Genomic DNA, 21,321 nt, shown 5'->3' on the forward strand with positions numbered 1-21,321 from the left:
ACCGCGCGATGTGTGTACGGTCCACCGAGTGGAACCTCTTACCGACCAACAGATCCGCTCGTCGTTCGTGAACTGCACGAAGGGCGAGGCGAGCAGACTCAAGCTTCCGCTGGACTTCGCGGAGCTCCCCTGGCAGGACCTCGACTTCCTCGGCTGGATCGACCCGGGCGCGCCGCTACGCGCGCACCTCGTCGTGCCCCGCGAGGACGGCCCGCTCGGCATCAGCCTCCGGGTGCCGGCCACGAGCCGGACCAGCGCGGTCAAGTCCAGCCTGTGCCAGGTCTGTCTGACGGCGCACGCCTCGTCGGGCGTGACCCTGCTGGCGGCGCCGCTGGCCGGCACGCGCGGACGCGAGGGGAACACGGTCGGCATCTACCTCTGCGCCGACCTCGCCTGTTCCCTGTACGTCCGCGGCAAGCGCCAGCCCAAGCTGCGGGCCGGCCGCCAGGAGGAGTCGCTGACGGTCGAGGGCCGCGTCGAGCGGATGACGACCAACCTGGACGCGTTCCTCGCGAAGGTGACGGCCGGCTAGGCGGACGCCGTGCGGGTCAGCGGAAGGCCTGCTCGCCCGTGAGCGCCTTGCCGATGACGAGGGAGTGGACCTCGCTGGTGCCTTCGTAGGTGAGGACCGACTCCAGGTTGTTGGCGTGGCGCAGCACCGGGTATTCAAGAGTGATGCCGTTCGCGCCGAGGATGGTGCGGCACTCACGGGCGATGGCGATGGCCTCGCGTACGTTGTTCAGCTTGCCCACGCTGACCTGCTCGGGCGTGAGGCCGCCCGCGTCCTTGAGGCGCCCCAGGTGGAGGGCGAGCAGCATGCCCTTGCCGAGTTCCAGGGCCATGTCGGCGAGCTTCTGCTGCGTCAGCTGGTAGGAGGCGAGGGACCGTTCGAAGACGATGCGGTCGCCCGCGTACGCGATCGCCGTCTCCAGGCAGTCGCGGGCGGCGCCGAGCGCACCGAACACGATGCCGAAGCGCGCCTCGTTGAGACAGCCGAGCGGGCCGGAGAGGCCGCGCGCCTCGGGCAGCATCGCGTCGGCCGGCAGGCGGACGCCCTCCAGGACCAGTTCGCTGGTGACGCTGGCGCGCAGGGACAGCTTCCGCTTGATCTCGGGCGCGCTGAAGCCGGGGGTTCCGGCGGGTACGAGGAAGCCGCGGACGCCTTCGTCCGTACGGGCCCAGACGACGGCCACGTCGGCGACCGAACCGTTGGTGATCCACATCTTGGTGCCGTCGAGCACCCAGTCGTCACCGTCGCGGCGGGCGCGGGTGCGCATGGCTCCGGGATCCGATCCCGCGTCCGGCTCGGTGAGCCCGAAGCAGCCGATGTACTCGCCCGCCGCCATCCCGGGCAGCCACTGCCGCTTCTGCTCCTCGGAGCCGAACTTCCAGATCGCGTACATCGCGAGGGAGCCCTGCACGGAGACGAGGCTGCGCAGCCCGGAGTCGACGGCCTCCAGCTCCAGGCAGGCCAGTCCGTACGCGACGGCGTTGGTGCCCGCGCAGCCGTAGCCCTCCAGGTGCATGCCGAGGACGCCGATGCCGCCGAGCTGCCGGGCGAGCTCGCGGGCGGGGATGGCGCCCTGATCGAACCAGTCGGCCACCTGGGGGCGGAGTTCCTTGTCCGCCATGGCGCGCACCGTCCGGCGGATCTCCCGCTCCTCGTCGGTCAGCAGGCCGTCGATCGCCAGCAGATCGAAGGGGTGGACGGGGGACGACTTCGACGCGGGCGACGGCTGCGACGACTTCACGGACGGCCTCCAGGCTGGTGCGACGATGCGGCGTGTCGAGCGTAGCGGGAGATTGGATTTTGGATCCAGTATTGAATATCTGTTCTCCGATGCCTACGTTCACATCGGATCCCATCATCGGCGGAGGGCTGCGAGATGCACGCGGATCAGCGGGAACCGGCCGTCCCCGGCGCTCTGTCCGGCATCGTCGTGGCCGACTTCGGGCGCGTCCTCGCCGGGCCGTACATGACCATGCTCCTCGCCGACCTCGGCGCCGATGTGATCAAGATCGAGCGCCCCGGCTCCGGTGACGACACGCGCGCGTGGGGTCCCCCCTTCGCCGACGGCGAGGCCACGTACTTCCTCGGAGTGAACCGGAACAAGCGCTCCATCGCCCTCGACCTGACCGACCCGGCGGACCGCGACACCGCCCGGGCGATCGTCGACCGGGCCGACGTCCTCGTGGAGAACTTCCGGCCCGGCACCATGGAGAAGCTCGGCCTCGGCTACGAGGACGTCCGCGCGTCCAACCCCGGGCTCGTCTACTGCTCGGTGACCGGTTTCGGCGCCGCCGAGGGCGCCCAGCTGCCCGGCTACGACCTCCTCGTGCAGGCCATGGGCGGGCTGATGAGCGTGACCGGCGAGCCCGACGGGCCGGGGACGAAGACGGGTGTCGCGCTGGTCGACGTCATCACCGGCCTCCACGCGGGCCTCGGGGTCCTGGCCGCGCTGCGGCACCGGGACCGTACGGGCGAGGGCCAGCGGGTCGAGGTCTCGCTGCTCACCTCCCTCCTTTCCGCGCTCACCAACCAGTCGGCCGCCCACCTCGGCGCCGGTGTCGTCCCGCGCGCCATGGGCAACCGGCACCCGAGCATCGCCCCGTACGAGGTCTTCGAAGCCCGGGACCGGCCGCTGGTCCTCGCCGTGGGCAACGACCGCCAGTTCCGCGCCCTCTGCGCGCGCCTCGGGCTGCCCGCCCTCGCCGACGACGCCCGCTTCGCCACCAACTCGGCCCGCGTCGCCCACCGCGAGGAGTTGGTCGCGGCCCTGTCGGGTCCGCTCGCCGAGCGGACCGCCGACAGCTGGTTCGACGAGCTCACCGCCGCCGGAGTGCCCTGCGGCCCCATCAACGACCTCGCCGCCGCCTTCGAGTTGGCCGACCGACTGGGCCTCGCACCCCGCGTCCCGGCCGACGCGGCGGGACCGGGCCAGGTCGTCAACCCGGTGACGCTCGGCGCCACCCCGCCCTCGTACCGCGCCGCGCCCCCGCGTCTGGGCGAGCACACCGCCGCCCTGCTCGACGAGCTGGGGCGGGCGCCCGACGCCTCGTAGGAAGATGTCCGGACACCGGATCGGCGCCCGGCGCGGGCGGCCGACCGGCAGGAATGCAGGAACGACAGATCCCGGAACGACGGAAGGGTCACAGGCGATGAGCAGCGCGGTGCAGAAGGAGCGGCCGCCGACCGCCCAGCAGTTCGTCCTCAAGGAGCTGCGGCGCGCGATCTCCGCCGGCGAGCTGCGGCCCGGCGGACAGATCCGCCAGGACGCGCTCGCCGCCCGGCTCGACGTCAGCCGCGTACCCCTGCGGGAGGCCCTGAAGATCCTGGAGGGGGAGGGTCTCGTCGTCCACCACATCCACCGGGGCTACTTCGTCGCCGAGTTGTCCCTCGCGGATCTGGAGGAGGTCTACCGGATCCGGCAGTTGCTGGAGACGGAGGCCGTCCGCCTCGGCGTCCGGCGCGCGAACGACGGGCTGCTCGCCTCCCTGGAGAAGATCCAGCGGGAGGTGGAACGGGCCGCCGACGCCGGGGACGTGACGGCGATGGGCGCGGCCAACCGCCGTTTCCACTTCGCCCTGATCGAGGCGTCCGGGATGCCGCGCCTGGTCCGCCTCGTCACCACTCTGTGGGACGCCACCGACGCCTACCGCTCGCTGTACTACACCGAGGCACCTAACCGGGAACTGGCCGTGCGCGAGCACCGGGCTGTCATCTCGGCTGTCCGCAACGGCGACGAGGATGCCCTGGTGCGCGAACTCGACGCGCACCGTGCGCACGCGGTCACGGCCCTCCGGGAGACCCTCGACCTGGAGTGAGCCCCGCCCGGGGCCCGGCCGAAACGGTCGGGCCCCGGACCGCCGGGCCCTCGCGGCGTCGCCGACATCCCCGACGCCGCCGGTGCTCCCGACGTCCGAAGCATTGACAGGGTCATCACATCCTCACCATCCTGAGAGCGCTCTCAGAGCGCTCTCAGTCCTCGTTCCCCCACCCCGAGGAGCCCCCACGTGCCTTCCCACCGTCGCCGTCGCGGGCAGCTCGCGCTGCTCGCGTCCGTCACCGCCGCCGCCCTGATCGGCACCGTCGTCACCCTGGCCGGCCCTTCCCCCACGGTCCATGCCGCCACCGCGGGGACCGCCGCCGTCCCGGCCACCATTCCGCTCACGTTCAAGAACAACTCCGGCCGCTCCGACCGGATCTACGTCTACAACCTCGGTACCGAACTCTCCACCGGCCGCCAGGGCTGGGCGGACGCGAACGGCACCTTCCACCCCTGGCCCGCCGGAAGCCCGGTTCCCGTCCCCGCGCCCGACGCGTCCATCGCGGGCCCCGCGCAGGGGCAGTCCATGACGATCCGGCTGCCGAAGTTCTCCGGCCGGATCTACTTCAGCTACGGCCAGAAGCTCGACTTCAGGCTGGCGACCGGCGGACTCGTCCAGCCCGCCGTCCAGAACCCGAGCGACCCCAACCGGAACATCCTCTTCAACTGGTCCGAGTACACGCTCAACGACGCGGGCATCTGGCTCAACAGCACCCAGGTCGACATGGTCTCGGCCCCGTACGCGGTCGGCGTCAAGCGCCCCGACGGCAGCGTCGCCACGACCGGCCGGCTCAAGCCAGGCGGCTACCGCGGCTTCCTCGACGCGCTGCGCGGCCGCCCCGGCGGCTGGGCGAACCTGATGCAGACCCGCACCGACGGCACCGTACTGCGCGCCCTCGCCCCGGGCCACGGTGTCGAGGCCGGCGCCCTTCCCGCGAACGTGATGGACGACTACATCAACCGCGTCTGGTCGAAGTACACGACCTCGACGCTCACGGTGACGCCCTTCGCCAACCAGCCGTCCGTGAAGTACTTCGGCCGCGTCTCGGGCAACGTCATGAACTTCACCAACAGCGCGGGCGCGGTCGTCACCTCGTTCCAGAAGCCCGACTCCGACAGCGTCTTCGGCTGCTACAAGCGGCTCGACGCGCCCAACGACCAGGTGCGGGGCCCCATCTCCCGTACGCTCTGCGCCGGTTACAACCGCTCCACCCTCCTCACCAACCCCAACCAGCCCGACACCTCCCCGACCGGCTTCTACAAGGACGCCGTCACCAACCACTACTCCCGGGAGATCCACGCGCGGATGGCGGACGGCAAGGCCTACGGCTTCGCCTTCGACGACGTCGGCGCCCACGAGTCCCTGGTCCACGACGGCAACCCGCAGCAGGCCTACGTCACGCTCGACCCGTTCGACTAGACCCCCTCGACTTCGTCCGCGTCGACGCCCTGCGGAACGTCCGCGTCGCCGGCTTCCCCGCCATGTGAGAGATCATGGACGCATAAGCGGGAGAAGGGACGGAACGGACGATGCGCAACCGCAGTGTCGCCGACTTGATGACGCCGACCGCGGTGGCCGTGCAGCCGGGGACGTCGTTCAAGGAGATCGCGCGACTGCTGGACGAGTACGGCATCACCGCCGTACCGGTCGTCGACGAGGCGAACCGGCCGATCGGCGTGGTCTCCGAGGCGGATCTGCTGCGCCGCCACACCGCGAAGGACGGCCCGAGCACCGCCGGAGCGATGATGTCCAGCCCCGTCGTGGTGGCCCGTCCGTCCTGGACGGCGGTGGAGGCGGCGCGGCTGATGGAGCGGCATCGGGTGAAGCGGCTGCCGGTGGTGGACGCGGACGGGCAGCTCATCGGGGTGCTCAGCCGGAGCGATCTGCTGCAGCTGTTCCTGCGCCGCGACCGGGCCATCCAGGAGGAGATCCTGGAGGACGTGGTCATCCGGATCCTCCGCCACTCCCCCGCCGCGCTCCATGTCGACGTGGACGAGGGCCGGGTCACGCTCAGCGGCACGCTGGAGCGCCGGAACCTCGCACCGGTCTTCGTACGGCTCTGCGAGAGCGTGGACGGCGTCGTGGAGGTCGTGGACCGGCTGTCGTTCGACGACGACGGAGAGGCCGACGGCGCCGACTAGACGGTCGGGCCGCCTCCCCAACTCGCCCTGAAATAGCTGTGGTTGCCGTGACCCGACGTCACTTCTGGGCCGCCGTGGACCGGATGGCGCAGGAGTCTGGTAGCCGGACACCCCGTGGGCTACCGTCGGTAATACCGGTCGGTAATGTCATGCCCTCCGGCCCTTCGCCGTTCACACCCTCCACCCACGCCCCGGGATGAAAGGCATCCATGGTGAATTCCGGAGACACGTCCGCGGCACCTCCCACGGGCTCCAGCGAGGAAACGGCCGGCATCTCCCGCCGCCGGGCCCTCACCGTCACCGGCGGGGTGCTCGCCGGGGCCGCCCTGACCGGCCACGCCTTCCCGGCCTTCGCCGCGGAGTCGTACCACGCCGACGCGATCGTCGTCGGGCACGGTCTCGCCGGCCTCGTCGCGACCGCCGAACTCGCCGCCGCCGGCCGCAAGGTGCTGCTCCTGGACCAGGAGCCGGAGGCGAGCCTGGGCGGGCAGGCGTTCTGGTCCTTCGGCGGACTGTTCTTCGCCGACTCCCACGAGCAGCGCCTCATGGGCATCAAGGACTCCCACGAACTGGCCTGGCAGGACTGGCTCGGTACGGCCGGCTTCGACCGCGGTGTCAATGATCCGGCGGGGCCGGACCACTGGGCGTACAAGTGGGCCGAGGCGTACGTGGACTTCGCCTCCGGGGAGAAGCGGTCCTGGCTCGGCGGTCTGGGCATGCAGTGGTTCCCGATCGTCGGCTGGGCCGAGCGGGGCGGCGGGCTCGCCGACGGCCACGGCAACTCGGTGCCGCGCTTCCATGTCACCTGGGGCACGGGCCCGGCGGTCGTCGAGCCGTTCGAGAAGAAGGTGCGGGCCGCGGTCGCGGACAAGAAGGTGACGTTCAAGTTCCGCCACCGCGTGGACGAGCTGGTCACGACGGGCGGGGCCGTCACCGGCGTCCGCGGCGCGATTCTGGAGCCGAGCGGCGCGGCGCGCGGAACGCCCAGCTCACGTACGGTCGTGGGTGAGTTCGAGCTACGCGCGCCTGTCGTGCTCGTCACCTCCGGCGGCATCGGCGCCAACCACGAACTGGTGCGCCGGAACTGGCCCGCGAGGCTGGGCACCCCGCCCACCACCATGGTCACCGGCGTGCCGGCGCACGTGGACGGGCGCATGCTCGCCATCACGGAGCGGGCGGGCGGTCGCATCGTCAACCCCGACCGCATGTGGCACTACACCGAGGGGCTGCGCAACTACGCCCCGATCTGGCCCGGTCACGGCATTCGCATCCTGCCGGGCCCGTCGTCGATGTGGTTCGACGCGAAGGGCCGGCGCTTCGGCAGCCCGGACATCCCCGGCTACGACACCCTGCACACGCTGAAGTCGATCAGGGAGTCCGGCTACGACTACTCCTGGTTCGTGACCACGCAGAAGATCCTCGCCAAGGAGTTCGCTCTGTCCGGCTCCGAGCAGAACCCGGACCTCACCAACAAGGACGTCTGGAAGCTGCTCTCTCGGATCTGGCAGAGCCCGGAGCCGATCGAGAAGTTCAAGAAGAACGGCGCCGACTTCGTGGTCGCCACCGCCCTCCCTGACCTCGTTGCCGGGATGAACAGGCTGACCGGGGAGAGCCTGATCGACCTGACCGATCTGAAGCGGCAGATCGAGGCGCGGGACCGCGAGATCGACAACCCGTACACCAAGGACGTCCAGGTCATGGGCATCCGTAACGCCCTCGCCTACGCCGGGGACTCCATCAGCCGCACGGCGTCCGCACATCGGATATTGGATCCATCAGCCGGCCCGTTGATCGCCGTACGGCTCAACATCCTCACCCGCAAGACCCTGGGCGGTCTCCAGACCGACCTCTCGGGCCGCGTCCTGAACGCCTCCGGCGCCCCCGTGCCCGGCCTGTACGCGGCCGGCGAGGTCGCCGGTTTCGGCGGCGGCGGGGTGCACGGCTACCGGTCCCTTGAGGGCACGTTCCTCGGTGGCTGCATCTTCTCGGGCCGAGAGGCCGGGCGGGCGGCCGCGGCCGCCACCGCGGTCTGAGGCCCGGCGGACCGACCGGGCCCGTCGGCGGGAAGCCGACGGGCCCGGTGCGCGAGGCGGTTCCGTCAGGAGACCGCCTCCGGCCAGCCGTATCCGGGGCCGGTGTGCTGGGGTACGGTCCCCGCGCCCGCCGCTTCCATCTCCCGGTTGGCCTCACGCATCAGCTGACCGGCCAGGTCCTTCATGGCCCGGCTCGCGGCGAGCTCGTCGCCGATCGCCGGAACGTCCATGTCCGACGGGTTGCAGCGTGCGCTGCCGTGGCCGGTGAGGGTCGACGTACCGGTGTTCAACTGCGCCTCGGCCTTGGTCCTGCCGTCCTCTTCGACCAGTTCCAGGCCGACCGTCCACTCCAGTGTCCGTGTCATGGTCTGCCTCCTCGCGCCGTCGGGACACGTAGGACCGCCGCGCGTCCCTTCCTACCTACCAGGATCCGCCCACGCGCGCGTGGGCGCGCGCCGACGGCGGTCCGGTCGGGGCCTGCCTGCCCTTGACCCGGACCCGGTTCAGGGGCGCCGGGGCGATCTGCTTGTGGGCCCTGAGGTAGTCCACGAAGCTCTCGTGGTCGGCGCCGTTGCGGACGGGGGCGGTGTAGCCGGCGAAGGCGCTGTAGCCGTCGTTCCCGATGACCGTGTAGGCGAGCGCGGCCACCCGGTAGGTGCCGGCGGGGTGGATCGGCATGCCGTTGATCCGTACGTCGCCGAACATGATCCGGTCGCCGACCGGGCGGGTCGGGTCGTAGCTGTAGGAGACGTTCTTCGACACGGCGAACGGGGCGAACTTCACCGTCCCGTCCGCCTGCTTCTGCCACTGCTGCTCGAGGATCGCGTCCAGCTGACGCCCCTTCACGCTCACGGTGAGAACCGGGTTCCCGTAGCCGTAGGCGTTCCAGGCCTCGCCGAACAGGATGCGGCCGTCCGCGTCGGCGGGGTGGCTCCCCTTGGCGTACGGGAGGTCGCCGAGTACGGCGTTGCTGCCCTTGACGGGCTTCGCGGCGATCAGCGCCAGATCGGCCTTCCCTTCGGAGGTGCGGTTGGCGTTCCAGTACTGGACGTCGGCGTACAGGTCGGCCGCGGTGCTCTCGCCCACGGCGTTCGCCGCGCGGGTGAAGGGGCCGGTCTGGGTCGCCAGCGGCCCGGCGAAGCGCTCGGCTCCGCGCGCGGCCCAGTGGTCGACGATCTTCTTGACCTCGGGGTCCGGTGCCACGTCACGGGTGACCGCGTGGTTGACGGAGCGGGTACGGTCCCGGCGGACCTCGCCGGTCACCGGGTCGATCGACAGGTTGATCTCGTTGATCAGGGCGCCGTGGTTGCCCGTCTCGACCACCGGGCGGGGAACGCCGGCCGGGTCGGGGACCATGCAGTTGAAGCGCGAGTGCCAGTCTCCGGTGACGACGGCGTCGATCTCCGTCGACACCTTCTTCGCCAGGTCGATCACCGGCCCGTAGGCGGAGTCGCACTCGTTGTATCCGGACGTCGCGGCGGACTTGGGCGAGCCGCCCTCGTGCACGTTGAGGACGATGGCCTCGACACCGCGGCCCTTGAGCTCCTTGACGTACCGGTCGATCGTGCTCAGCTGGTCCAGGGCGCGGAGCCCCGGCTGGAAGGACGTCGAGTTGGTGGTGGCGGACTCCGTGGTGGTGGAGAGGAAGCCGACGGGGACCCGCTTGCCGTCGGCGGACGTGAACCACTCGATGCGGTACGGGTCCACGATCGGGTTCCCGGTCCGGGCGTCGACGATGTTGCCGGTCAGGAAGTCGAAGTCAGCGCCGTGGAAGCGCTGTCCGGTGGAGTCCGTGAAGCAGCTGTCCACTCCGACCGTGCCGAAGCAGGTGCCCTTGCCCATGTGATCGACGAGGAAGCTCGGGGACACGTCCAGCTCGTGGTTGCCCACGGCCGTGAAGCGCGTTCCCAGCTTGTTGAGGACCTCGATCGTCGGCTCGTCCTGGAAGGCGTCCACTTCGAAGGGCCAGCCGGAGAAGTTGTCACCGGTGGCGAAGAAGACGGAGTTGGGGTGCCCGGAGCGCAACCGGTCCAGATGGGTGGCGAGATAGGCGGCACCACCGACGGTCACCTGGGTGCCGCCGCCCGCGGGAATCTGTCCGCCCTGTCCGGGGGTGGGCGGCTGGAGGTAGCCGTGGAAGTCGGTGATGCTGAGGAGTTGGACGTCGAGGGTGTCGTCTGCGGAGGCCGGTGAGACGGACAGGGCGCCGCCGATGAGGGCGGTGCCCGCGGCGATGACGCCGATCCGGCGAAGGACGTTTCTCAAGGCGATGACTCCTTCGGAGTGGAACGAGCACCTCCATCTCAACTCGCTTCGATGTCATGGCCATGAACTTCGAACAGCGCTCTACGGCATGGGACATGACCGGGTTTCATCGCGGCGCGGCCGAGTCCGTCATGTGGGGAATCGCGCCCCTTCCGCCACAGATCCGTCCTTGTGCGCGGCGTGGGTTCGCGGCGGCGGGCGGGGCGCAGGCGCCGACTCGACGTCCTCCAGGGCGCGCCGGCCCGCCGCGATCCGCTCGAATGCCGCCGCGCCCCACCGCTGCGGACCTATCCGACATTTCGGATGCTCCTCGATTCGTCGAACCACGCTCTGGTGTTCCAGCGGCGACGACGCTCGCAGGTTCTGGTCCCGTCGGTGGCTCTTGACGCGCGCGTCAAGAGCGCGCGAAACATTTCCGCCGGACGGCCCACAGCGCCCCGACTGGTCGAGGATCAGCCCTCAAGGAGTTGATGTTCGGTGACGACACAGACCACGCGGTGGGCCACGGGAAGCGGCGGAGCGACGGAGGGGGCCCGCTGGTACGCGGCGAACGGCACCCCGCCGCCCGCGCACACCGTGCCCGCCGAGGAGACCATCAGCGTCGCCGCCGCCCACCAGCTCATGGCCCAGGGCTCCGCCATCCTCTGGCGCGGCGACTACCCGTCGGCGCGCCGGCTCCTCGCCGCGCTCGGCCGCCGGGCCGAACGCGGACGCACCGCGCCCGCCCAGTCCCCCGCCGACACCTACCGGCGCCAGCGCCTCGCCCAGTCCCACCGGGCCACGCTGCTCGGCAGGCTGCTCGTGCCGTACGAGCACGACTGGTGGATCCCGCTGCGCGGCGCGCCCCGCGTGCGCGAGGCCTGCCTCCAGGCGTACGGCCCCAGCTCGGGCCCCGGCGTCGGCTCGCTGCGGGAGCTGCTCGGCGTCATCGGGTCGTACGAATGGCGCCGGAAGGGGGTGGAGATCCCGGCGCTCGGGGGCGAGCGCGTCCACCCGCACTACGGCGTGTTCTCGCCGGTCCGCGGGGAGTACGTCGACCTGGTCGCCGAGGCCGAACTGCCGGCCGGGGGCACGGCCTTCGACATCGGCACGGGTACGGGCGTGCTCTCCGTCGTGCTCGCCCGGCGCGGGATGCGGCGGGTCGTCGCCACGGACACGGACGCCCGCGCGGTGCTGTGCGCCCGCGACAACGCGGACCGCCTGGGGCTCGGCGCGCGCATCGACGTGCGCCACGCGCACCTGTTCCCCGAGGGCCGCGCGCATCTCGTCGTCTGCAACCCGCCGTGGCTGCCCGGCGTGCCGCGCACGCCCCTCGACCGGGCGGTGTACGACCCCGAGAGCCGGATGCTGCACGGCTTCCTGGCCGGTCTCGCGGACCACCTGGAGCCGGGCGGCGAGGGCTGGCTGATCCTCTCCGACCTCGCCGAACGCCTGGGGCTGCGCGGCCGTACCGAACTCGTCGACGCGATCGCGGCGGCGGGCCTGCGCGTGCTGTCCCGTACGACCACCAAGCCCCGGCACTCCCGGGCGGCCGACCCCTCGGACCCGCTGCACCGGGCCCGCGCCTCCGAGGTCACCTCGCTGTGGCGGCTGGCGATGGCCTGAGGCCGCGGACCGAGGCCGTGGCCTGAGGTCATGGCCTCAGCGAGAACCGACGGCACCGTCCCGGCGTGTTGGTGACCAACGGCCTGATCCGGTCGTGTCCCCCGGGAGCGGAGTGCGTGCTGTGACGGAAGTGGAGAAGGAATTAACGGGCGCCGGCTCGGAGGCCGAGAGTCCGAGCCTCTGGCGTCAGCGGGACTTCCTGCTGCTGTGGAGTGGCCAGACGGTCAGCGAGATGGGCTCCGCCGTCACCCACGTCGCTCTGCCACTGCTCGCCGTCGTCGCGCTCCGGGCGAGCACCTTCGAGGTCGGGCTGCTGACCGCCGCCACCACGCTGGCCTTCGCACTGATCGCGCTGCCGGCCGGTGCGATGGTGGACGGCGCTCCGAAACGTTCCGTCATGATCGTCTGCAACCTGCTCCGTCTGGTGATCGTCGGGTCGGTGCCGGTGGCGGCCGCGTTCGACGTCCTGACGATGGCGCAGCTGTACGTGGTCGCGGTGGCGGCGGGTGTGTGCACGGTCTTCTTCGACATCGCGTACCAGAGTTACGTACCGTCCCTGATCCGCCCCGATCACCTGATGGACGCCAACGGGAAGCTGGGCACCACCCAGGCGTTCGCGCAGCTCGGGGGGCCGAGTCTGGGCGGGGGTCTGGTCGGCGTGGTCGGCGCCGCCGGCGCGCTGATGGCCGACGCGCTCTCGTACGCGGTCTCGGTCGTGTCGGTCCTCGGGATCAGGAGGCCGGAGGAGCCGCCGCCGGTGCGGCAGGCGGACGAGACCCTGCGGCGGCGGATCACCGAGGGGCTGCGGTTCGTCCTCGGGCACGGCATCCTGCGTCGGATCGTGGCGTGCTCGGCCACCGCGAACCTGTTCTCCGGGATGGGCACGGCGCTGGCGATGGTCTTCCTCGTCCGGGTGCTGCACGTGAGTCCCACGCTGACCGGCCTCGTCATGGCGGGCGGGGCCATCGGCGGGATCGCCGGGGGCGCTTTCGCCGGCCGGCTCGCCAAGAGGATCGGCTCGGCCCGGATCATCTGGGTGTCGATACTGGTCTTCAGCGCCCCGCAGGTCGTCGCGGCGGCCGCGTGGCCGGGCTGGGGAGTGCTGCTGTTCCCGCTGGGCTGGGGCATCGCGTACTTCGCCGGGATGGTCTACAACATCGCGCAGGTCAGCTACCGCCAGTCGGTGACTCCGCCGGAGCTGATGGGCCGGATGAACGCGGCCGTCCGCTGGGTGGTGTGGGGCACGTTGCCGCTCGGCGGCGTCCTCGGCGGGGCGCTCGGCACCCTGATCGGAGTGCGGCCCGCGCTCTGGGTGGCGTTCGTCGGTTCGTGGGCGGCCGGGTGGTTGGTGTTCTTCTCCCCGCTGCGCCGCATGCGCGACGTTCCCCGACCGGAGTCGGCGTCCACCCCTTGGTGACGCGGTGGGTGCACCCAAAGTCCAAGCCCTCCCACGCGCGCGTCCATGTGCACGGGTCCCCGGGCCGAGGAAGCTGCCGTACGCCCGGTTCCGCGAGGGGCGGCCGCCGCGGCCCGCGCGACGCCCCGGGGAGGAGTGCTCCATGCCCGCTCGAAGATGCCTACTGGTCACCGCGCTCGCCGCCGTGACCCTCACCCTGACCGGCGGTGGAGGCGCCTCGGCGATCCCACCCGCCGCGACCGCCCCGGCGGCGACGGCAACGCCTGCCGCCGCGACCGCCGCCACCTACACCGTGACGGTCGGCTCCAAGGGTTCCTGGACCCACCCCGACGACACGCCCGCCGCCCCCTACATCGACAAGGACGGCACCTTCTACTTCCAGCAGGCCCACGCGCTCTACGGAGCGACGCAGCCCCGGAAGTGGACCTTCTTCACCGGCTCCGACTTCGACACGGCCACCCGGTCGAGCGCGATCAGCGACGCCGTCGACCCGGCGAACGGCAACGACCGCAACAACGACACGACGTGGCGGTGCAACAACAGCCCGACGGGCCTGGAGTCCACCGCCCCGCCGGCCGGCTCGGGCTACTCCCAGAAGAACTTCTGCGACCTGGCGGGGGTGTGGGTCGACCCGGACACCGGCGCCTGGTACGGCCTGGTGCACAACGAGTTCACCCCGCAGCCCTTCGGTGACGGCGTCCACTACGACGGCATCGACTACGCGGTCTCCACCGACCAGGGCCGGACGTGGCGCGTCAGGTCCCATGTCATCACGTCCCCGTACAGCACGGAGCGGGGCGACACGGCCGCCTTCCCGCAGCAGACGTACCACTACGGCGACGGCGATCCGCGGCTGTTCGTCGACACCGCGTCGGGTTACTTCTACGTCTTCTACGGCTCCCGGATCGTAGAGAAGGGCGGCGGCTGGAAGGCCTTCCACGCGCATGTGGCCAGGGCTCCGATCTCCGGCAAGATGGCGCCCGGTTCCTGGCGGAAGTGGTACGACGGTGCCTGGACCGAGCCCGGCGTGGGCGGCCGGGAGAGCAATATGGTGCCGGTCGGCGCCTCCAGCACGACCGGCTACACGCCCGTCGCCGACGAGTACGACCCGGTCAACGCGGGCACGGTCAGCCAGCAGGTCGCGGCCGGCCTGATGCCGCCGACCTCGCCGCTGTTCGTCATGGACATCACGTACAACGCGCATCTGGGCCTTTACGTCGGCCAGCCCCAGGCCGTCGACCAGAGCGGCAACGCTCCCCAGCAGTTCTACGCCACCGACGACCTGTCGAAGCAGCAGTGGCGGCTGATCGGGGACACCGGCAGCCACACCAACGCCTCCTGGTACCGCTGGTTCCTGGACAGCACGAGCCGGACGAGTTCGGCGATCGTGGGCAAGAGCTTCCGCTCGTACTGTTCCTTCGGCTGCTCGGGCGGTTCGTCGAGCGAGTACGTCAACGTCTCCATCGGTACGTCGGCCCCGGCCGCCCCCGTCGACCCGACCCGGACCCACCGGATCTTGTCCGGCGGCGGGCGCGTCCTCGCCCAGGTCTCCGGCGGCTCCGCGACGACCTCGACGGCGGCCCCCACCGGAGCGGCCCTGGAGTCGTGGACCTTCACGCCGCTGGGCGACGGCGCCTACCGGATCGCCAACGGCGCCAACGGCGGGCTCCTGGGCGTCGACTCCACCGTCACGGGCAGCCGCGCGTGGGGCACCCGGCCGACGGTGACCGCGGTCGGGGCGGGCGGTCCGAGCGTCGGGCAGCAGTGGTTCGTGATCCCTGGCACCACCGCCACCGGGGCGCCGACCGGTGCGTACCGGCTGGTGAACCGTCACAGCGGCCTGGTGATCGGGATGTCCGCCGACTCCGCGCGGCCCGCCGAGACCACGCCGGGCCGCTCCTGGACCGACACGTCCGGCAGCGGGGTCGGCGGGGCGCGTACGGCGGCGGAGCAGACGCTCACCCTGACCCCCGTGGGCGAGGCCCCCGGACCCCTCGACGGCGTCCGCACCCTGGTGACCGGCGGCAAAGCGCTGGACAACCCGGGGCACAGCACCACCCCGGGCACCCAGCTCATCACGTACACGGCCAACGGCGGCGCCAACCAGAGCTGGCGGTTCACCCGGCAGCCGGACGGCTCGTACGAGCTGGTCAACGTCGAGTCTGGGCTCTGCGCGGATGTCGACGGGGGTTCCATCGCCGCCGGCGCGAAGGTGATCCAGTGGACGTGCACGGGCGGCGCCAACCAGCGCTGGACCACCACGCGCCGGGCGGACGGCACATACACCGTCACCTCCCTCAAGAGCGGCCTGCTGCTCACGACCGCCTCGACGGCCAACGGCGCCCTGGCGACCCAACAGCCCGACACCGCCTCACCGTCGCAGCGGTGGACGATCACCTGACCTCACGTACCGCGCACGCCTGGTCGGCCCGAGTGCCCCCGCCCCACGGCGGGGGCACTCGTCGTGCCACTGACGCCCCGCCAGCCCGCGCGCCGCCTCGAACCGGCCAGTAGGCCAAGGCGATTCCATGACTCCCTGCAAGATCTCCACTCCCCTCCGGAGACCTCCACGGAACAAACACGTTCGCTCGGGCAACCATGTTGATCATCACTTGGAATCTCATATTCCGCTCATGGAACGGGCACGGACCACGGCTAGCGTCCCCTGTTGATCTTGCTGAACGGCAGGATCGGAAGGGATGACACACCCGTGTCCAGACACACAGCCGGGCATTCCGGCGCGCGGCGGCGAAAGGGGCGCATAGCCCTGGCCTCCGCACTGGTCCTGGCGGCCGAGGCCGCCCTCATATCCGGCCAGACCGCCATCGCGGCACCGGACGAGCCGACCGCACCGGCCGCCACCACCTCCGCCAACTCCCCCTCCCCGCAGGAGATCTGGGAATCGGACCTTGCGTGGGCGGCCCAGCACACGAAGGGCTCGATCGCCTGGGCCCTGGCCGAGGCGAAGAAGACCGGGAAGAAGACCGTCGTCACCGACGAGACGACCCCCACGACCTACACCGTCGCCAACCCGGACGGCACCCTCACCACCGAGCTCACCGCCGGCCCCGAACGGGTCTGGAAGAACGGCACGTGGCAGAAGGCGGACGCCACCCTCACCGAGGCCGCCGACGGCACCGTCGCCCCCAAGGCGCACCCCAACGGCCTGCGCCTGGGCGGCAAGAGCGGCGTCCGGCCGAAGTCGCTGCGCGCCGCGCAGGACGAGACCGCCCGCGACCTGGTCACCCTGGGCAGCGGCGAGAGCCAGGTGACCCTCCGGTGGAAGGGCGGCCTGCCGAAGCCCGAACTGGACGGCACCCGCGCCCGCTACAAGAACGCCGTGCCCGGCGCCGACGTCGTCGTCGAGGCCACCCGTACCGGCTTCGAGCAGTTCGTGGAGCTGCACGAGCGGCCCACCGGCGCGTACACGTACACCCTCCCCGTCAAGGCCAAGGGCCTGAAGGCGGAGGCGAACAACGACGGCTCGGTCACCTTCACCGACGCCGAGACGGGCGCCGAGCGGGCCACCATGCCCGCCCCCGTCATGTGGGACGCCTCCGTCGACGAGCGCTCCGGCGAGCACACCCGCCGGGCCCGCGTCGACATGAAGGTCGTGGACAAGGGCGACGGCGAGCTCGACCTGGTCGTCACCCCCTCGGCGGCCTTCCTCGCCGACCCGGCCACGCGGTACCCCGTCACCGTCGACCCGTCCACCTCCGCGCTGTCGAACACCTTCGACACGTATGTGCAGCAGGGCGAGACCGTCGACTGGTCCAACGACACCGAACTCGACCTCGGCAACCCCGGCACGAAGAACCCCGACGGCACCCCGCGTACCGCCCGCTCGTTCATCAGCTGGAACACGACGCCGATCCAGGACGCGCTGATCGTCGACACCAACCTGGCGCTGTGGAACTTCCACTCCGGCAACACGGACTGCGCCGCGCAGTCCTGGACCGTCTGGGACACCAGCGCGCCGTCGACGTCCTCGCGCTGGACCGCGCAGCCCACCTGGAACCAGCAGTACCACTCCTCGACCGAGACCAAGGGCAGCCCGGACTGCGCGGCCCAGCCGGACGGCTGGATCAACGCCGACGTCGACACGCTCGTCCAGTCCTGGGCGTCCGCCAAGGCGACGCGCGGCCACATGGGTCTGCGCGCCGCGACCGACGACGTCAAGGCGTGGAAGCGGGTCAACTCCGCCAACAACGCGGCCAACCAGCCCAAGCTGACGGTCACGTACAACTACCGGCCGTCGGACGGCACGAACCGGCAGGCAGGCGCGCCGTTCCGGTCTTACGCGGGCGTGTGGGCGGTGAACTCCACCACCCCCACGCTGCGTGACACCTTCACCGACCCGGACGGTGACCAGGTCAACGGCACCTTCCAGGTCTACGACGCGGCGACCGACACGCCCATCACCACCCCGTCCGGGGAGGGGCTGCTCGTGTCCGGCTTCGTGGACTCGGGGAAGCCGGCCTCCGTCACCGTCCCGGCGGGGCAGCTGCAGGACGGCCGGACGTACAAGTTCCGTACGAACGCCTACGACGGCAGCCACTACAACCTGAGCTGGTCCCCCTGGACCCAGTTCGTCGTCGACACCACCGCCCCCGGTGCGCCGCAGAGCGTCACCTCGGCCACCTACCCGGAGAACTGGGGCGGCGGCGGTGCCGGCGTCAAGGGCGACTTCGCCGTCACCACCGGTGCGCCGGACGCCTACGAGGTGCGGTACCGCCTCGACCCGTACTCCGACGACGCGGACGACGCCGGCTGGGCCTCGGTGAACACCACCAGCGGGACGGCGGCGGCCGCCAAGGCCGTGGCGGCTCCGGCCGCTCCCGCCGCTCCGGACGCCTCCTACGCGGTGACCCCCGCGGCGGACGGCAACCACGTGGCGCAGACCCTCACCGTCGACCGCGCGGGGAACGTGGGCCCGATCAGGGACTACGGGTTCACCGCCGGGAGCCGGGACTACAACCGGGCGCAGAAGATCGACATCAAGCTGCCCGCCAATGACAGCAGCTCCCAGCAGCCGGATCCCACCGATCCGCCGAAGCCCGCCCTGGACGGCTGGAAGCAGGGGGGCTCGGCCGCCCGTACCTTCACCACCGGCGACGACACCCAGGTCACGATCACCCCGAAGGCCCAGGCCTCCAAGGCGTTCACCCAGAAGGCCGCGCAGGAGCTGCGGCTCCGCGCCGGCACGCGCCCCGCGCCGATCGTCAAGGACGCCTGGTGCCAGCCCGACCTGTTCGGCGAGGCGCAGAAGTCGCTGATGACCCGGACGCAGGCGTGCCTCTTCTTCGACCTCTCCTTCACCGCGGAGAGCAAGCTGGAGGACGGCGTCGTACCGGTCAAGTACCAGGCCGAGTTCGAGGTGCACTTCCAGGTCAAGACCGACGCCCACGGCGACGCCATCAAGACGTGGGTGCAGATCAACCCGGTCCTCAACAACTTCCCCGGCAACGAGCGCGCGGTGGTCATGGGCGCCGGCAATCCCGGCGCCTGGTTCGACTCGATGTGTGTGAGCGACGGCTGCAACACCGGCGGCGACAGCGCGCGGCAGAACATCGACTTCTACGGCGACCTCACCTGGAAGGGAGGCATGAACGGCAACAACCCGGTCGACGCCCACATGGCGACCGGCACGGCCGACCACAAGTGGAACGGGGCCGTGGACAGCGCCGCCGGCACCACCGACGACGCCCAGTCGAAGAGCATGGCGGTGTCCTTCAACGCCCGTCCGGTCACCGAGGTGGAGCCGCCGCCCGGCCTGAACGGCAAGAAGGGCGAATGGCGGGACGACTACGCGTCGTGGCAGTCCCCGTTGCTGGTCGTGACCTGCGACAAGGTCGCCTCCTACGGCGCCCCGGGCTGTGTGCTGCCGCAGTACGCCCCGACGTACGTGTTCAACACCGCCGCGTACCCGGAGGCGGCCGCGCACGCCTGGCTGATCCAGAACAAGTCGAAGGTCAAGGGCCTGGGCCAGAGCTGGGACGCCCCGCTCCAGTACCTGCCGCCTGCGGCCCGGAACAAGCACGGCTACGACTCCCAGAAGAGCCGGGACGCGATGTGCACCCGCTACAAGGGGCCGAAGTCGGGCGGTACGGGATGGGTTCCGCGCAAGACGTTCCTGCCCCACCCGAAGACGGCCCTGCACCACGCGGGACCGCACTTCGACGAGGTCAACTGCGACGAGTTCCCGTTCGCGTCGACGTACCAGTCGGCCGGCATGAAGGCGGTCGACGGCGGTAAGAACGAGGCGCCGGGCGGTGGCGCGGACTGCATGCAGACCGTGTCCGCGACGGCGGACGACGGAAGCGTCCACTTCCTCGACGACACCCGCTACGACGCTCCGACGTTCAACGAGAACTGCGGCCGGTCGTCGATGTCCGGTGACGTCAACCAGGGCTCGATGCGGCCGTTCGGCGACTTCGCGCGGCAGATGCGGCTCCTGGACGAGCAGGCGTACTTCCTGGATCCGGGCAATGCCTGGTTCAAGGGCTGCGAAACCTCGAAGGCCGAGCTGATCTGCACGATGACGAAGCCGTAGCACCGCTGCGGCGAACGCGGTAGGGCCCACTCCGGAGAACCCGGGGTGGGCCCTACCCGTCTAGTCGACCGGGTGGACGGGCCGCCAGTCGGGGAGCGTCTCGTCGAGCGTCGGATAACGCGGGTCCTCCCAGACGAGGCATCCGTACACGATGCCGGGGACGGCGGGGCCCATCAGGTCGGCCGGTCCTTCGCGGAGCGTCCGGACGACGGACTCCAGGTACGCGGCGATCGACGGAAAGAGCGGGTCCTCCATGAACAGGCCCTCGTAGCTCCTCCACTTGCCGAGGCCGTCGGCCGACAGATAGAGACCGATGTCGGTCGCCTCGCTGTAGTTCCCGACGGGTGCGGCCCACTCCGCGCCCTCCCAGTAGTCCTTGCCGTGGGCGTCGAAGCCCTCCATGCGGGGCCGGATCGACTGGGCCGGGGTGAGCAGCACCCCGTGGGGCAGGAAGCCTCCGGTCGCCACCTCGCCCTCTTCGTCGTACTCCTCGATGTCGAGCTGCCGCACCCCTCCGGCCAGGCCCCAGAGGGCGACCAGTTCGGGCGGGAGGCCGAACCCGCAGTACTGCCTGAGGAGGCCTTCCGCCTCCTCGATCTCGGCCTCGGTGGCCGGAGGCAGGATCGAGGCGTACGAGGTGGGGGCGTGCTCGCGCAGCCACTCGGTCAGCTGGTGCCAGGCGGTGGCCGTCCGCTCCATGAGTTCGGTGTTCATGGCCCCGACCCTACGCAAGGCGTGCGAGGAGGTGGATCTCCTGGAATTGCCTGCGGTCGGTGGGCTGGGGCTCGCGCACCATCCGGGCCACCTCGGCGAACCCTGACTCGCGCAGCAGCGCGGCGAGGTGATCCGGCCACCACCGATAGGCCGGCGCGACGGAGTGGTCGAAGACCTGCGTCGGGTGAGCCGCGTCCTCGCTCGCCGAGAAGCCGATCAGAAGGTGTCCACCAGGTGCGAGGACCCGCTGGAACTCACCAAGGATGAGAGGGAGTTCCGGCGGCGGAGTGTGGATGACGGACCACCGTGACAGTACGCCGCCCAGCGCGCCGTCGGCGATGTCCAGCGCGGCCATCGAGCCCACGTCGAACCGCAGGCGCGGGTAGGCCTGTCGAGCCAGCTCGATCATCGCGGGTGAGGCATCGACACCGAACGTCTTCAGCCCCAACTCATCAAGGTGGGCGGTGACATGACCGGGCCCACACCCCAGGTCCGCGACCTGACCGTCCCCACTCGCCCGTACGGAATCGGCGAAGGCACCCAGGATCGCGCGGTCCAGGGGGCTGTCCCGCAGCGAGTCGCGGAACAGCCGCGCGTAGGTGGAGGCGGCGTCGTCGTACGCCTCGCGGGTGGCGGTGAGGGGATCGTGGTCGGTCATGCGCGCAACAGTAGTAACCGCGCCTCAGGTCTCACCGCAGCACCCGGGGGTGGCCGACCGGATGGATCTTGACGCTTTCTTTGCACTCCTGTCAGGGCTGAGGGGTC

At 71.0% G+C, this 21,321-nt stretch carries 15 protein-coding genes; 10 read left to right on the forward strand and 5 right to left on the reverse strand.

Annotation, left to right across the window (positions count from 1 at the left end):
- Positions 1–28 precede the first annotated feature (28 nt).
- The gene (locus ACFWRO_RS25510) at positions 29–532 is read left to right on the forward strand and encodes an FBP domain-containing protein (RefSeq protein WP_384513583.1); all 504 of its coding nucleotides are present in this window, start codon (positions 29–31) and stop codon (positions 530–532) included.
- A 16-nt stretch (positions 533–548) separates the two neighbouring features.
- On the opposite strand, the gene ACFWRO_RS25515 is transcribed toward ACFWRO_RS25510, so the two are convergent.
- Positions 549–1,751, reverse strand: a complete 1,203-nt coding sequence (locus ACFWRO_RS25515) for an acyl-CoA dehydrogenase family protein (RefSeq protein ID WP_384513585.1) — start codon at positions 1,749–1,751, stop codon at positions 549–551.
- A gap of 135 nt (positions 1,752–1,886) precedes the next feature.
- Here ACFWRO_RS25515 and ACFWRO_RS25520 point away from each other — a divergent pair, with 135 nt between their 5' ends.
- The 5 genes from ACFWRO_RS25520 to ACFWRO_RS25540 all read left to right on the forward strand — a co-directional run bounded on the left by ACFWRO_RS25520 (position 1,887) and on the right by ACFWRO_RS25540 (position 8,002).
- Complete coding sequence (locus ACFWRO_RS25520; RefSeq protein ID WP_384513587.1) at positions 1,887–3,062, forward strand: CaiB/BaiF CoA transferase family protein; 1,176 nt, start codon at positions 1,887–1,889, stop codon at positions 3,060–3,062.
- 97 nt (positions 3,063–3,159) lie between these two features.
- The gene (locus ACFWRO_RS25525; protein WP_384513588.1) at positions 3,160–3,825 is read left to right on the forward strand and encodes a GntR family transcriptional regulator; all 666 of its coding nucleotides are present in this window, start codon (positions 3,160–3,162) and stop codon (positions 3,823–3,825) included.
- 189 nt (positions 3,826–4,014) lie between these two features.
- Complete coding sequence (locus ACFWRO_RS25530; RefSeq protein ID WP_384513590.1) at positions 4,015–5,247, forward strand: glycoside hydrolase family 64 protein; 1,233 nt, start codon at positions 4,015–4,017, stop codon at positions 5,245–5,247.
- Between the two features lie 110 nt (positions 5,248–5,357).
- Entirely contained in the window at positions 5,358–5,969 is a 612-nt protein-coding gene (locus tag ACFWRO_RS25535) for a CBS domain-containing protein (RefSeq protein ID WP_384513592.1), read from the forward strand.
- 209 nt (positions 5,970–6,178) lie between these two features.
- Positions 6,179–8,002, forward strand: a complete 1,824-nt coding sequence (locus ACFWRO_RS25540; protein ID WP_384513594.1) for an FAD-binding dehydrogenase — start codon at positions 6,179–6,181, stop codon at positions 8,000–8,002.
- 65 nt (positions 8,003–8,067) lie between these two features.
- Here ACFWRO_RS25540 and ACFWRO_RS25545 read toward each other — a convergent pair whose 3' ends face one another.
- Positions 8,068–8,367, reverse strand: a complete 300-nt coding sequence (locus ACFWRO_RS25545; protein WP_384513596.1) for a DUF1876 domain-containing protein — start codon at positions 8,365–8,367, stop codon at positions 8,068–8,070.
- A 55-nt stretch (positions 8,368–8,422) separates the two neighbouring features.
- Positions 8,423–10,267, reverse strand: a complete 1,845-nt coding sequence (locus ACFWRO_RS25550; protein WP_384513598.1) for a bifunctional metallophosphatase/5'-nucleotidase — start codon at positions 10,265–10,267, stop codon at positions 8,423–8,425.
- 477 nt (positions 10,268–10,744) lie between these two features.
- On the opposite strand from ACFWRO_RS25550, the gene ACFWRO_RS25555 reads away from it, so the two are divergent.
- The 4 genes from ACFWRO_RS25555 to ACFWRO_RS25570 all read left to right on the forward strand — a co-directional run bounded on the left by ACFWRO_RS25555 (position 10,745) and on the right by ACFWRO_RS25570 (position 19,842).
- On the forward strand, positions 10,745–11,872 hold the full coding sequence (locus ACFWRO_RS25555; protein ID WP_384513600.1) for a methyltransferase: 1,128 nt from the start codon (positions 10,745–10,747) through the stop codon (positions 11,870–11,872).
- A 121-nt stretch (positions 11,873–11,993) separates the two neighbouring features.
- Positions 11,994–13,289, forward strand: a complete 1,296-nt coding sequence (locus ACFWRO_RS25560) for an MFS transporter (protein WP_384513601.1) — start codon at positions 11,994–11,996, stop codon at positions 13,287–13,289.
- Positions 13,290–13,431: 142 nt separating this feature from the next.
- Positions 13,432–15,690: an RICIN domain-containing protein gene (locus ACFWRO_RS25565; RefSeq protein WP_384513602.1), complete on the forward strand. Its 2,259-nt coding sequence runs from the start codon at positions 13,432–13,434 to the stop codon at positions 15,688–15,690.
- Between the two features lie 309 nt (positions 15,691–15,999).
- Positions 16,000–19,842 (forward strand): DNRLRE domain-containing protein, encoded by a 3,843-nt coding sequence (locus tag ACFWRO_RS25570; RefSeq protein ID WP_384513604.1) that lies wholly within the window; start codon positions 16,000–16,002, stop codon positions 19,840–19,842.
- A gap of 60 nt (positions 19,843–19,902) precedes the next feature.
- Here the strand turns inward: ACFWRO_RS25570 and ACFWRO_RS25575 are convergent, their stop codons facing one another.
- Positions 19,903–20,556 carry a hypothetical protein gene (locus ACFWRO_RS25575; protein ID WP_384513606.1) on the reverse strand — a complete coding sequence of 218 codons (654 nt, stop codon included), beginning with the start codon at positions 20,554–20,556 and terminating at the stop codon, positions 19,903–19,905.
- A gap of 10 nt (positions 20,557–20,566) precedes the next feature.
- Positions 20,567–21,214: a class I SAM-dependent methyltransferase gene (locus tag ACFWRO_RS25580; RefSeq protein ID WP_384513608.1), complete on the reverse strand. Its 648-nt coding sequence runs from the start codon at positions 21,212–21,214 to the stop codon at positions 20,567–20,569.
- Positions 21,215–21,321: the final 107 nt, after the last annotated feature.

This window comes from Streptomyces sp. NPDC058579, from assembly GCF_042718575.1.
Lineage (GTDB): Bacteria > Actinomycetota > Actinomycetes > Streptomycetales > Streptomycetaceae > Streptomyces.

Bases quoted from the DNA above. Each gene is read 5' to 3' on its own strand.
- ACFWRO_RS25520 (WP_384513587.1), top strand. From the start codon at position 1,887: ATGCACGCGGATCAGCGGGAACCGGCCGTCCCCGGCGCTCTGTCCGGC.
- ACFWRO_RS25525 (WP_384513588.1), top strand. From the start codon at position 3,160: ATGAGCAGCGCGGTGCAGAAGGAGCGGCCGCCGACCGCCCAGCAGTTC.
- ACFWRO_RS25535 (WP_384513592.1), top strand. From the start codon at position 5,358: ATGCGCAACCGCAGTGTCGCCGACTTGATGACGCCGACCGCGGTGGCC.
- ACFWRO_RS25540 (WP_384513594.1), top strand. From the start codon at position 6,179: ATGGTGAATTCCGGAGACACGTCCGCGGCACCTCCCACGGGCTCCAGC.
- ACFWRO_RS25545 (WP_384513596.1), bottom strand. From the start codon at position 8,367: ATGACACGGACACTGGAGTGGACGGTCGGCCTGGAACTGGTCGAAGAG.
- ACFWRO_RS25565 (WP_384513602.1), top strand. From the start codon at position 13,432: ATGCCCGCTCGAAGATGCCTACTGGTCACCGCGCTCGCCGCCGTGACC.
- ACFWRO_RS25575 (WP_384513606.1), bottom strand. From the start codon at position 20,556: ATGAACACCGAACTCATGGAGCGGACGGCCACCGCCTGGCACCAGCTG.
- ACFWRO_RS25580 (WP_384513608.1), bottom strand. From the start codon at position 21,214: ATGACCGACCACGATCCCCTCACCGCCACCCGCGAGGCGTACGACGAC.